The organism is Streptomyces sp. NPDC002623 (genome assembly GCF_053592635.1).
In genome coordinates this window covers 11,879-24,743 of the sequence record NZ_JBSFWB010000054.1, presented here as the reverse complement: position 1 = coordinate 24,743, position 12,865 = coordinate 11,879, and the positions used below count along the sequence as shown (strand labels likewise).

The 12,865-nt window shown below is 72.2% G+C and carries 8 protein-coding genes; 1 reads left to right on the top strand and 7 read right to left on the bottom strand.

The features are described 5' to 3' along the window. Positions 1-189: 189 nt before the first annotated feature. Positions 190-642 (top strand): ATP-binding protein, encoded by a 453-nt coding sequence (locus ACWD4O_RS44960; protein ID WP_451288862.1) that lies wholly within the window; start codon positions 190-192, stop codon positions 640-642. 42 nt (positions 643-684) lie between these two features. On the opposite strand, the gene ACWD4O_RS44955 is transcribed toward ACWD4O_RS44960, so the two are convergent. From ACWD4O_RS44955 to ACWD4O_RS44925, 7 genes are all read right to left on the bottom strand, one after another. After that, entirely contained in the window at positions 685-1,203 is a 519-nt protein-coding gene (locus ACWD4O_RS44955; RefSeq protein ID WP_451288861.1) for a DUF1990 domain-containing protein, read from the bottom strand. Positions 1,204-1,277: 74 nt separating this feature from the next. Next, positions 1,278-2,945, bottom strand: coding sequence for a M4 family metallopeptidase (locus ACWD4O_RS44950; RefSeq protein WP_451288860.1), 1,668 nt, complete (start codon positions 2,943-2,945; stop codon positions 1,278-1,280). Positions 2,946-3,245: 300 nt separating this feature from the next. After that, complete coding sequence (locus ACWD4O_RS44945) at positions 3,246-5,291, bottom strand: M4 family metallopeptidase (protein WP_451288858.1); 2,046 nt, start codon at positions 5,289-5,291, stop codon at positions 3,246-3,248. 289 nt (positions 5,292-5,580) lie between these two features. Then, positions 5,581-7,347, bottom strand: a complete 1,767-nt coding sequence (locus ACWD4O_RS44940; protein ID WP_451288856.1) for an ABC transporter ATP-binding protein — start codon at positions 7,345-7,347, stop codon at positions 5,581-5,583. Next, positions 7,344-9,077 (bottom strand): ABC transporter transmembrane domain-containing protein, encoded by a 1,734-nt coding sequence (locus ACWD4O_RS44935; protein ID WP_451288854.1) that lies wholly within the window; start codon positions 9,075-9,077, stop codon positions 7,344-7,346. Before ACWD4O_RS44935 ends, ACWD4O_RS44940 begins: the two co-directional genes overlap by 4 nt. Next, positions 9,074-10,996, bottom strand: a complete 1,923-nt coding sequence (locus ACWD4O_RS44930; protein WP_451288853.1) for an ABC transporter ATP-binding protein — start codon at positions 10,994-10,996, stop codon at positions 9,074-9,076. Before ACWD4O_RS44930 ends, ACWD4O_RS44935 begins: the two co-directional genes overlap by 4 nt. Beyond that, the gene (locus ACWD4O_RS44925; protein ID WP_451288852.1) at positions 10,993-12,843 is read right to left on the bottom strand and encodes an ABC transporter ATP-binding protein; all 1,851 of its coding nucleotides are present in this window, start codon (positions 12,841-12,843) and stop codon (positions 10,993-10,995) included. The genes ACWD4O_RS44930 and ACWD4O_RS44925 overlap by 4 nt, the downstream gene beginning before the upstream one ends. Between the last annotated feature and the right edge of the window lie 22 nt (positions 12,844-12,865).

Below are 12,865 nucleotides of genomic sequence, written 5' to 3'. Positions count from 1 at the left end.
ATTGACAGATCTTCGCAGACTCAATGGAATAACTTCCATCGTGACGCTACGTTGTTCAGCGCGAGCCGCTCAACACCCCGCACCCCTAAGCCGGAAGCGCACCGCCAGGCAATGCCACCGCTCGGCGCGGACGTGAGCGAGTCGTCCAAGTCCCCTTTCTCTCCCCCCTGCTTCCTTCCGGAGGTCGTCATGGTCACCGTAGCTCCGCCCGACACCTGGACGTACGCCCTCCGGCTGCCGCATGACCCCAGAGCCGCACGTGTCGCACGTATGACCGTGCGGGCGGCCCTCACCGGGCACGGGATGCGTGAAGTGCTGGACGTCGTCGAGTTGTTGACGTCCGAGATGGTGGCCAACGTCTACCGGCATACCGACGGGCCCGCCTCGCTCCGGCTCACCGCCCCGGGAGGCGGGCGGCTTCGGGTCGGTGTCTGGGACGGTCATCCGTACATTCCCGCGCCCTTCGCCGAGCCTCCTGGCGATCGGCTCCCGCCCGCTCCGGTCGACGGTGAGGGCGGGCGCGGGCTGTATCTCGTGCAGGAGTACGCGGACTGGTGGGGAGGCTGGCCGCTGGGTCGCGGGGGCGGGAAGCTGCTGTGGTTCGAGGTGGGCGGGCGGCGGAGGGCGCCGCACGCCGCCTGAGGGCCGGAGGGCCGACCGGCCCGCCCGCTACCCCGCTTCCCGTTACGACTTGTCGCCCTCGCTCAACCCCCGCAGCACCACCCCGCACCGCCGGGCGTACGCCTGTTGCATCGCTCGGGTTGCGGGGCCGCCGGCCCTTGCGTACCACTTTGCGCCGCGGCTGAACGCGGAGACCGTCAGCCAGACCGTGCCGTCGCCGGTGCGGTCGACGACGAAGGCCTCCTCGCCGGACTCGGGGTGGCCGGGGAGGGTGCCGTACGCCCAGCCGGCCCGGCGGTGTTCGTTCACCGTCCAGACGACTCGGCAGGGGGCCTTGACTATGCCGGCCAGGGTGACCGTGACGTCGACGTCGGGGGCCGCCCGGTCCGCGCTCGCGTCGATGCCCACCCCCAGTGCGCGGTGCATCTCCCAGGTCAGGACGGCTTCGGCGGCGCGGCGGAAGACGTCGTGGCCCTCGCCGAGGCGGGTGCGCACATGGAGGGCGTGGAAGCCGGGCGGGCAGAAGCCGGGACGGTCGCGGGTGGCGCCGACGTCGTCGTACGTGAAGGCCTTGGCAGACATGGGAGCCAAGCGTAGGGCGGCACCCGGGGATGCCTTCGTCCCGGGTGCCGCCCTGAGTCTCAGCTACGACAGCGTCAGCTGACGTTGACGGCGGACCAGGCCGCCGCGACCGCCTTGTACTCGGTGCTGGAGGTGCCGCCGTACAGGGCGGAGGCCGCCGACAGGGTGCCGGTGCGGGCCGCCTTGTAGTTGGTCGTCGACGTGAAGTACGTCGTCAGCGCCTTGTACCAGATCTGCAGCGCCTTGTCGCGGCCGATGCCGGTGACCGTGGAGCCGTTGGACGTGGGCGAGTTGTAGGTCACGCCGTTGATCGTCTTGGAGCCGCTGCCCTCCGAGAGGAGGTAGAAGAAGTGGTTCGCGACGCCCGACGAGTAGTGCACGTCGAGGTTGCCGACCGACGAGGACCAGTAGTTGGCGGAGCCGCCGTCCTTGCTGGGCTGGTCCATGTAGCGCAGCGGGGTGCCGTCGCCGTTGATGTCGATCTTCTCGCCGATGAGGTAGTCGCCCTTGTCCGACGCGTTGTTCGCGTAGAACTCCACGCCGGTGCCGAAGATGTCGGAGGTCGCCTCGTTGAGGCCGCCGGACTCGCCCGAGTAGTTCAGGCCCGCGGTGTTGGAGGTGACGCCGTGGCTCATCTCGTGGCCGGCCACGTCCAGCGAGGTCAGCGGGTGGGTGTTGCCCGAGCCGTCGCCGTACGTCATGCAGAAGCAGCTGTCGTCCCAGAACGCGTTGACGTACGCGTTGCCGTAGTGGACGCGGGAGTAGGCGGCCACGCCGTTGTTCTTGATGCCGCTGCGGCCGAACGTGGACTTGTAGAAGTCCCAGGTGGTCTGCGCGCCGTAGGCGGCGTCGACGGCGGCGGTCTGGTCCGTGGTGGAGCTGGAGGCCGCGCCGGTGCCCCAGGTGTCGTCCGCGTCGGTGAACAGGGTGCCCGCGGAGGTGGTCGAGGCGTGCGCCTTGTTGTACGTCTTGTGGCTGCCGCGGGTGCCGTCCGTCAGCTGGTACGTCGAGCCCGAGAGGGTCGTGCCCAGGGTGACCGTGCCCGAGTAGAGGCTCTTGCCGGTGCCGGTCTCGATGCCCTGGTACTCGTAGAGCTTCTTGCCGGTGGCCGCGTCGGTGATGACGTGCAGCTCGCTCGGGGTGCCGTCGTCCTGGAGGCCGCCGACGATCGTCTCGTAGGCGAGGACGGGCGTGCCGTTGCCGGCCCAGACGACCTTGCGGGGGGTCTGGTCGGCGGCGGTGGCCTCGGAGCCGGCGGCCTTGGCGGCGGTCAGCGCCTGGGTCTCGGCCTTGGCGGAGGTGACCTTCGGGGTCAGCGTGGCGACCTTGATGGTCGCCGAGTTGGCCTTGGTGACGCCCTTGGCGGCACCGGTCGCGGACTCGTGGACGACCAGGTCGCCGCCGAGGACCGGCAGGCCCGCGTAGGTGCGCTCGTAGCGCGTGTGGACGGTGCCGTCGGCGTCCTTCACGACGTCCTTGACGACGAGCTTCTCCTGCGCGCCGAGGCCTATCGACTGGGCGGTCTCGGGCGCGTCGGCCTGCTCCTGCGCGATCAGCGTGGTGCGGGCGGCGGGCGACAGCTGGATCGGCGCGCCGAGCGGGGTCGACGAGCCACTCGACTCCGCGGGGGTCTGGGCGGCGGCGGTACCGGTGGTCAGGCCGGTGGTGACCAGCGCTCCGGCCGCGACGGCGGTGGCGATGGCCAGGGTGGTGCGCTTGTGACGCGCGTAGAGGGAGGTCACACAAGCTCCTTGAAATGTGGGGGGTCCGGACGGCGTGGGGCTGCTGTCCGTGACGGCTGTGAAGTTGTGCGGCGGGTGTGAGGAAGCCTCGCATCAGGTCGCGTACATGTCAGGACCCCGAAGTGATGTTGGCTGAAAATGGACGCCCAGATGAACATTGCTGGAATGTAAACGGAGTTGACCTGGGTAAAAGGCCAACAGGCCGTAGGTAAGGGGCTGGCAAAAAGGGGACGCCGTCCCGGAGGGGAAGAACCTCCGGGGCGGCGCCCCCATGCGACTGTCAGCCCGAGCGTGTGCCGCCTACGGGAAGGTGAGGCTCCAGCCGTTGATGCGGCCGGTGTCCTGGGCCGCGTTGTCCTGGACCCGCAACTGCCAGACGCCGTTGGCGACTTCGGAGGAGGCGTTCACCGTGTACGTGGTGTTGATGTTGTCCGTGCTGCCACCGGTGCTGTACGCCTTCAGCGTGTACGCCGTGCCGTCGGGCGCGACCAGCTGCACCTGAAGGTCACCGATGTAGGTGTGGGTGATGTCCACCGCCACCGGGAGGCTCGCCGGCGCGTTGCCCGTCCGTCCGGAGACGGTGATCGACGAGGTGACCGCCGCCCCGTTGTCCGGAATCGATACGTCGGCGGTGTTCTCGAACACCGTGCCGCCGCCCCCGCCGCCGGGCCGCGAGCCGACCGCGATGGCCGCCCACGCGTTCTGCACGGCCGTGTACTCGGCGCTCGTCGTGCCGTACAGCTCACCCGTCGCCGCGAGCGTGCCGGTGCGGGCGGCCGCGTAGTTGGTCGTCGAGGTGAACTTCGTGGTCAGCGCGCGGAACCAGATCTTCTCCGCCTTGTCGCGGCCGATGCCGGTGACCGGCAGACCGTCCGAGGTGGCCGAGTTGTAGGTGACACCGTTGATGGTCTTGGTGCCGCTGCCCTCCGACAGGAGGTAGAAGAAGTGGTTCGCCGGCCCGGAGGAGTAGTGCACGTCGATCGAGCCGATGCCGGAGTACCAGCTGTCCTTGGACGAGCCGTCCTTGCTCGGCTTGTCCATGTAGCGCAGCGGGGTGCCGTCGCCGTTGATGTTGATCTCCTCGCCGATGAGGTAGTCACCGACGTCGGAGGAGTTGTTGGCGTAGAACTCGACGGTCGAGCCGAAGATGTCGGAGGTCGCCTCGTTCAGACCGCCGGACTCGCCGCTGTAGTTGAGCCCCGCGGTGTTGGAGGTGAGCCCGTGGGTCATCTCGTGCGCGGCCACGTCGATCGACGTCAGCGGGTTGGCGTTGCCCGAGCCGTCGCCGTACGTCATGCAGAAGCAGCTGTCGGACCAGAACGCGTTCACGTAGTTGCTGCCGTAGTGGACGCGGGAGTACGCGCCGACGCCGTCGCCGCGGATGCCCGAACGGCCGTGCACGTTCTTGTAGTAGTCCCAGGTCAGCTGGGCGCCGTAGTGGGCGTCGGCGGCGGCCGACTCCAGGTTCGACGCGGCGCCGTTGCCCCAGATGTCGTCGGCGCCGGAGAAGAGCGTGCCGGTGCCGGACGTGCCGCGGTTGAGGTTGTACGTCTTGTGGCCGCCGCGCGCGCCGTCGGTGAGGTTGTACGTCGAGCCGGACTGGGTGGTGGTCAGCGCGACCTGGCCGCTGTACACCGTGTTGCCGGTGCCGGTCTCGATCGCCTCCCACTCGAACAGCTTCGCGCCCGTGGTGGCGTCCGTGACGACGTGCAGCTCCTGCGGGGTGCCGTCGTGCTGGAACCCGCCGACGACCGTCTCGTACGCCAGGGTCGGGGTGCCGCTCGCGGCCCAGATCACCTTGCGCGGCGCCCGGTTGACGTCGGGGCTCTTGGCGTCCTCCGCCTTCGCCGCGGACAGCGCCTGCGCCTCGGCCTTGGCGGCGGGCACGGCGGCCGCGGTGGTGGCCGGCGCGATCTTCGCGCCCGTGGCCTTGACGACGGCCTCGGTCGCGTCGGCCTTCGTGGACTCGACGACCAGGTCGCCGCCGAGGACGGGCAGCCCGTCGTAGGTGCGCTCGTAGCGGGTGTGGACGGTGCCGTCGCCGTCCTTCAGGACGTCCCGGACGACCAGCTTCTCCTTGGCGCCCAGGCCGAGCTCCTTGGCGGTCGCCGTCTTGCCGGCGTCGGCCGCGCGTATCAGCTCGGCGCGCTGGGCGGGGCTGAGCTGGACCGACTCGGCGCCCGGGAGCACCTGGCCGACGGCCGACGGCGCCTTGACCGGGGCGGCGGTCGCGGCGCCGGACTGCACGGCGGCGGCGATGAGCGCGGAGACGCCCACGAGGGCGACGGCCGCAGCGCGACGGGTGGGGGTGTGGGGGGTGCGTCTGTGAGAGGAACTGCTGCTCAACACTGACTCCTTCTGCGCGGCCGCGGATCACACGGCCAGGGGAGACCCGACGGCGGGTGGGCCGTACGGGCACGACAAAGGCGGTACGCAGAACAAAGGCGGTACGTGGAGCGGCCCCCCGCCGCAGCCGGGGGCTGTGGGGTTGCTGTGAACCAGCAGTGGGAAGAGTGGCAGTGGATTGCGCTGTCTGTCAGGACCGCGTCAGAAAGTTGGCCGGAAACGGTCCGTTGTCCGGGAGTTCATGTTCGATATACGGACCAAAGGGGTTACCGGATACGGACCAGGTGGTCTACCGGCCGTCGGCCGGCTGGTCTCCGTGCCAGGTCCGCCACAGTGCCGCGTACGCGCCCTCGCCCGTCACCAGTGCCTCGTGCGTGCCGAGTTCGGTGAGCAGGCCGTCCTCCATCACCGCGACGCGATCCGCGTCGTGGGCGGTGTGCAGCCGGTGGGCGATCGCGATGACCGTACGGCCCCGCAGCACGGCCGCCAGGGCGCGTTCGGTGTGCCGGGCGGTCATCGGGTCCAGCAGGGCGGTCGCCTCGTCCAGGATCAGCGTGTGCGGGTCCGCCAGCACCACCCGGGCCAGGGCGAGTTGCTGGGCCTGCGAGCCGTCCGTACGGCAACCGTCCCCGCCCAGCACGGCGTCGAGGCCGCCGGGCAGCTCCCGGACCCAGTCCGCGGCGCCCACCGCGGCCAGCGCCGCCCACAACTTCTCGTCGTCCGCGGCCGGTTCGGCGATCAGCAGGTTGTCGCGGACCGTGCCGAGGAAGACGTGGTGCTCCTGGGTGACCAGCACGACCTGCCGGCGCAGCGTCTCGGGCGCGAGGTCCGCGACCGGCACCCCGCCCACCGTCACCGTGCCCGCGCTCGGCGCGTCCACCCCCGCCAGCAGCCTGCTCAGCGTGGTCTTGCCCGCGCCGGACGGGCCGACGACCGCGAGCCGCTCCCCGGGCCGCACGGTCAGATCGACCCCGCGCAGCACCTCGCCGCCCCGCTCGTAGGAGTACCGCACGCCGGTCACGTCGATCCGGTCGTCCGCCGGGACGGGGGACGCCTCGGTGACCGCCCGCGGTGCCTGCGCCAGCCCCTCGACCCGGGCGAACGAGGCACTGCTGGACTGGAGTTGCTCGACGCGGATCAGGATCTCGTCGAGCGGCTCGGTGAGCTGCCGCAGATACAGCGCCGACGCCACCACCGCCCCGAGGCTCACCATGCCCCGCCCGTGCAGCACACCGCCGAGCAGCAGCACGCCCGCCACCGGCAACGAGTACGACACCTCGACGACCGGGAAGAACACCGTCCGCAGATACAGCGTGTGGAAGCGGGTGCGGCGGGCCGTCGTCAGCGCGTCCCGGCTCGCCGTCGTCCGTCGCTTCGCCAGCCGGAACGCGTCGACGGTCCGGGCCCCGGCGGCCGTCGAGGCGAGCGACTCGGCGACCTCCGAGTCCGCCGCGCTCTGGTCGAGATAGGCCGAGCGGGCCCGGCGCAGATACCAGCGCAGCGCGCACCAGATCGGGGTCAGCCCCAGCACCCCGACCGCGCCGAGCAGCGGGTCGACCAAGAACACCGCGGCAAGCGTGAACAGCGCCTGCACGGAGCAGACCAGCAGCTCCGGCCCGGCGTCGCGCAGGGTCGTGCCGACGGCCGCCACATCCGCGGTGCCGCGGGTGGTCAGATCGCCGGTGCCGGCCCGCTCCACGACCGACGCGGGCAGCGCCAGCGCCCGGTCGACGTACTCCTCCCGCACCCGGGCCAGCGTCCGCTCCCCGAACCGGTGCCCCGCGTAGCGTGCCCAGCGGACCAGGAGCAGCTGAGCGAGCGCGCACAGGGCGATCGCCGCGGCCAGCCGGTCCACCACCCCGATCCCGCGCCCGGCGCGCACCTCGTCGATGATCCGGCCCAGCAGCCAGGGCCCGGCCAGCCCCGAGGCGGCGGCCAGCACGTTGAGCAGCAGCACCCCGACCACCGCTCGTCCGTCGGCCCGCACCAGTCTGCCCGCGGCCCGCCGCACCTCGGCGGGCCCGGCGACGGGCAGCCGCCTTCCGTCGGCCGTCACCGTGCGACCTCCTCGGCGTTCTCGGCGTCCCGCGCCACCAATGCCCGGTATCCCGGCTCCCGTTCCAGCAGCTCGCGATGGCGCCCGGTGGCCGCGAGCTTCCCGTCGACCAGGTAGAGCACCGTGTCCGCGTGATCGAGGACGAGCGGGGACGTCGTCGTGACGACCGTCGTCCGGCCCGAGCGGGCCGCCCGCAGCCGCTCGGCCACCGCCGCCTCCGTGTGCGCGTCCAGCGCCGACGTCGGCTCCACGGCCAGCAGCACCTCCGGGTCGGCGAGCAGCGCCCGCACCAGCCGGACCCGCTGCCGCTGACCGCCGGACAGACTGCGGCCCTGTGCGGTCACCGGCGCGTCGAGCCCCTCCGCGAGCCCCTGCACGATGTCGTCGGCCGCCGCCGCCCGCACCGCCGCCCGCAGTCGCTCCGGGCCGGGGTCGCCGCGTCCGCCCACCACCTCGCGCAGCGGCCCGGCGAACAGGTCGGCCTCGTTGTCCGCGACCAGGATCCTGGCCCGCACCTGGGCGAGCGGGATCGCGTCGAGCCGGACCCCGCCCCAGGAGACGTCCGTCGGGCCCAGCCGGCCGAGCCGGTCCACCAGGGCCGTCAGCTCGGGGGCGCGCGCCCCGACCAGCGCGGTCAGCCGGCCCGGCCGGACCCGCACGCCCGAGCCCGGGTCGTGCAGCACCGCGGCCTCGGCCGGCGCCTCGGCCGTCCCGCTGTCCGGATCGGGTTCGAGCCGCAGCAGCCGTACGACCCGGTCGGCGGCGACGAGGCCCCGGCTGAGCTCGTAGCCCATGTCGACGAGGAACGCCACCGGGCCCACCAGCACCGCGACATAGCCGTACACCGACACCAGCTCGCCGACCGTCAGCTTCCCCTGGACGGCCTCGCGGACCGCGAGCCAGGTCACCGCGGCGAGGAACAGCCTCGGCAGCCCCACCCCCAGCGACTGGAGCCAGCTGGCGGACGAGCCCACCCGGTAGCCCTGCTCCCGCAGCCGCCCCGAGTCCCGCCGGAACCCGTCCGCGAACAGGCTCTTGCCGCCCAGCCCGTTGAGCACCCGCAGCCCGCCCGCGAGATCCCCGATCCGCGCCGTGAGCATCCCCTGCCGCTCCCGGTACTCGCCCTCCGCCCCGCGCAGCCGTGACATCAGCGGCCCGACGAGCACGGCGACCACCGGCATCCCGAGCAGGACGACGGCCGCCAGCAGCGGTGAGACGGCCAGCAGCAGCCCGGCGACGAACACGTACACGACGACCGAGCCCACGCCGGGCCCGATCACCGTCAGCGCCTGCGCGATGGTGTGCACATCGCCCACGCCGATGGTGACGACCTCCCCGGCGCCCGTCCGGCGCGGCAGCGCGTCCCCCAGCCGCACCGCCTGCCCGACGGTCACCTTGATCGTGCGGAAGTACGCGTCCATCCGCAGCCGTGTCATCGTGCGGTGCCGCATGATGCTCACCCAGGAGTTGGCCGCCCCGACGACCGTCAGCGCGGCCGTCCAGCCGACCAGCGCGGCCGTGTCACCGGGCTCCAGACCCTCGTCCACCGCCTTCGACAGCAGATACGGCGACATCGCCATCAGCACCATCCAGACGCTGGCCAGCACCGCCCCGGCCACTCCCCGCCACGGCTGGCAGCGCACCAGCCAGGCCAGATAGGCCCAGCCGTTGCGGCAGTCCGGGACGCCGGGATCCCCCTGCACGTCGACCGCGGCGTCCCCGCGCCTCACGCGAGGCTGTCCCGCCACGCCCGGTGCAGATCCGCGAACCGGCCGGTGCCCGCGATCAGCTCGGCCGGACTGCCGTCCTCGACGATCCGGCCGTGCTCCATGACGAGCACCCGGTCCGCGATCTCCACGGTCGACAGCCGGTGCGCGATCACCACCGCGGTACGGCCCTTCAGCACCGTCGCCATCGCCGCCTGCACGGCCCGCTCGCCGGGGACGTCCAGCGAACTGGTCGCCTCGTCGAGGATCAGCACCGCCGGGTCGGCGAGCAACGCCCGTGCGAACGCGACCAGTTGACGCTGGCCCGCGGAGATACGGCCGCCGCGCTTGCGCACGTCGGTGTCGTAGCCGTCGGGCAGGGCGCTGATGAACTCGTGCGCGCCGATGGCCTTCGCCGCGCGCTCGATCTCCTCCCGGCTCGCGTCCGGCCGCCCGATGGCGATGTTCTCGGCGACCGTGCCGGAGAACAGGAACGCCTCCTGCGTCACCATGACCACCCCGCGCCGCAGCTCGGGCACCGGCAGCTCGCGCAGATCGACGCCGGCCAGCAGCACCCGGCCCGCGGAGGGGTCGTAGAACCGGGCGAGCAGCTTGGCCAGCGTGGACTTGCCGGCGCCGGTGGAGCCGACGACGGCGACCGTCTGTCCGGCGGGCAGCGTGAGATCGAAGCCGGGGAGGACCTCGCCGCCCGTGCGGTAGCCGAAGGAGACCCCGTCGAAGACGACCTCGCGGCCCGGCGACTCGCCTTCAAGCGGCGGGAGTTCGCGCGGCTTGGCCGGCTCCGGAACGGTGGGCGTCTGGGCCAGCAGCCCCGCGATCTTCTCCAGGGAGGCGGCCGCCGACTGGTAGGAGTTGAGGAACATGGCGAGCCGGTCGATCGGGTCGTACAGCCGCCGCAGATACAGCACCGCCGCCGCCAGCACGCCCAGCTCCAGCGTGCCGTCCGCCACCCGGGAGGCGCCCCACAGCACGATCCCCGCGACCGCCGTGTTGGCGACCAGCCGCGACCCGACGACATAGCGGGCCATCTCCAGCAGCGCGTCGCCGTTCCTGCGTTCGTGCCGCCGGTTGAGGACCCGGAAGTCGGCGTCGTTGACGGCCTCGCGGCGGAACGCGCGCACCGGGCGGATGCCGTTCATCGTCTCCACGAACTTCACGATCACGGCCGCGATCGCGGTCGACCGCGCGGTGAACACCCGCCCGGCGCGCCGCCGGTAGACCCGCACGAGGAGGTACAGCGGCACGAAGGAGACCACGGCGACGGCGCCCAGGCCCAGGTCCAGCCAGAGCAGCATCGCGGAGATGAACGCGAAGGACAGCACGACCGTCACGAGCTCCTGCAGACCCTCGTTGAGGAGCTCGCGCAGGGCCTCCACGTCGTTGGTGGAGCGGGAGATGAGCCGGCCCGAGGTGTAGCGCTCGTGGAAGTCGATGCTGAGCGCCTGCGCATGGCGGAAGATCCGGCCGCGCAGATCGAGCAGCACGTCCTGGTTGACGCGGGCGGCGGCGACCAGGAACGCGTACTGCAGGCCGCCGGAGACCAGCGCGCACAGCAGATAGCCGGCGCCGGCCGCGATCAGCGGCCCGTGGTCGTCGGCCCGGAAGGCCGGTACGGCGCGGTCGATGGTGTACGCCACCAGCAGCGGGCCGGCCTGCACCGCCGCCTGCTGGAGCAGCAGCAGGACGGTGGTGAGGGCGACCCGGGCCTTCATGGGGGCGAGCAGGGAGCGCAGCAGCGTGCCGGTGGCGCCGGGCGGCGTCGGCAGGACGTCCTTGTCGAAGGGGTCCTCGACGGCCGACGGACGCGGCTCCTCCGGTCGGTCCTCCGAGCCGGAGCCGGAGGCGGGGTCGGTGGCGGGGTCGGTGGCGGGGTCGCTCGTCGGGTCGTCCGTGGGGGAGGAGGTCGTGGGGGTGGTGGTCATCGGTCGTCCTCCTGGCGGCCGGTTCCGGACATGAGGTGGGCGTACTCGGGGTTGCCGCGCAGCAGTTCCTGGTGGGTGCCCACGGCGGTGATCCGGCCGCCGGACAGCAGAGCCACCCGGTCGGCGAGCAGCACGGTGGAGGGGCGGTGGGCGACGATCAGCGCGGTCGTGTCGGCGAGGACCTGGCGCAGGGCGGCCTCCACGGCGGCCTCGGTGTGCACGTCCAGCGCGGAGAGCGGGTCGTCGAGGACGAGGAACCGGGGCCGTCCGACCACGGCTCTGGCCAGCGCGAGGCGCTGCCGCTGGCCGCCGGAGAGGCTGAGCCCCTGTTCGCCGACCTGGGTGTCGGCGCCCTGCGGCAGGGCGTGCACGAAGTCGGCCTGGGCGACGGCGAGGGCCCGGTCCAGCTCGTCGCGGCCGGCGTCTTCCGCGTCGGTGCCCATCAGGACGTTCTCCCCGACGCTCGCCGAGAACAGGGTGGGTTCCTCGAAGGCGACGGCGACCTTCGAGCGCAGCTCGGAACGGGACATCGCGGTGACGTCCGTGCCGTCGAGGGTGATCCGGCCCGAGGTCGCCTCGTGCAGCCGGGGGACGAGCGCGGTGAGCGTCGTCTTCCCGCTGCCGGTGGCCCCGACCAGGGCCATCGACTCACCCGGCCGGATGTGCAGGTCGACGTGGTTCAGGGTGGGCGGGGAGGCGGGATCGGCGTCCGGGTAGCGGAAGACGACGCCGTCGAACCGGAGTCCGGCGCCGACCGCCGCGTCCGCCCCGACAACGCTGTCCCCGTCCCCGTCCCCGTCCCTGTCCCTGGCCTGTTCCCCGTTCTCGGCTTCCCTGTTCTCTGCTTTCTCGCTCTCGGGTTCCTCGTCCATCACCTCGAAGTAGCGCTCGGTCGCCGTGGCCGCCTCCTGGCTCATCGCGAGCAGGAAGCCGATCGAGTCCACCGGCCAGCGCAGTGCGAGCGCCGTCGACAGGAAGGCGACCAGCGTGCCCGCGGACAGCTCCCCGTCCGCGACCTGCATCGCGCCCAGCACCAGCGCCGCCCCGATCGCGAGCTCCGGCAGCGTCACGATCACGGCCCAGATCGTGGCGAGGAGACGCGCCTTGGACAGCTCCGTGCCGCGCAGCGACTTCGAGATCTCCCGGAAGGCCTGCGCCTGGCTGCGGTGCCGGCCGAAGCCCTTGATGATGCGGATCCCGAGGACGCTCTCCTCGACGACCGTCGTCAGATCGCCGACCTGGTCCTGCGCGCGCCGCGCCACGACCGCGTACCGGTGCTCGAAGACCACGCACATCACCATGACCGGGATCGCGGGCCCCAGGATCACCACGCCGAGCGTCCAGTCCTGGAGCAGCATGATGATCACACCGATGACGATGGTCACGCTGTTGACCAGCAGGAACGTCAGCGGGAAGGCGAGGAACATCCGCACCAGACCCAGGTCCGCGGTCGCCCTGGACAGCAGCTGACCCGACGGCCAGCGGTCGTGGAACGCCACCGGCAGCCGCTGCAGCCGCTGGTACAGAGCGGCCCGCATCTCCGCCTCGACGTGTGACAGCGGGCGCGCCACCAGCCAGCGTCTCGCCCCGAACAGAAGGGCCTCGGCGAACCCGAGCAGCAGCAGACAGAGGGCGCCCAGCCACACCCCGGCGCGGTCCCGGTCGGCGACCGGCCCGTCCACCATCCACTTCAGGACGAGCGGGATCACCAGACCCGTACAGGAGGCGAGGACCGCGACGGAGGCGGCCGCGAAGAGCCGCGCCCGCGCGGGGCGTACGTACGGCCACAGGCGCAGCAGTGTCCGCACCGCGGACCGGTCCTCGGTGTTCTCACGTGTCGTCGGCATCACGGGCGAGCCTACGGATCGG

Bases quoted from the DNA above. Each gene is read 5' to 3' on its own strand.
- ACWD4O_RS44960 (WP_451288862.1), top strand. From the start codon at position 190: ATGGTCACCGTAGCTCCGCCCGACACCTGGACGTACGCCCTCCGGCTG.
- ACWD4O_RS44955 (WP_451288861.1), bottom strand. From the start codon at position 1,203: ATGTCTGCCAAGGCCTTCACGTACGACGACGTCGGCGCCACCCGCGAC.
- ACWD4O_RS44930 (WP_451288853.1), bottom strand. From the start codon at position 10,996: ATGACCACCACCCCCACGACCTCCTCCCCCACGGACGACCCGACGAGC.
- ACWD4O_RS44925 (WP_451288852.1), bottom strand. From the start codon at position 12,843: ATGCCGACGACACGTGAGAACACCGAGGACCGGTCCGCGGTGCGGACA.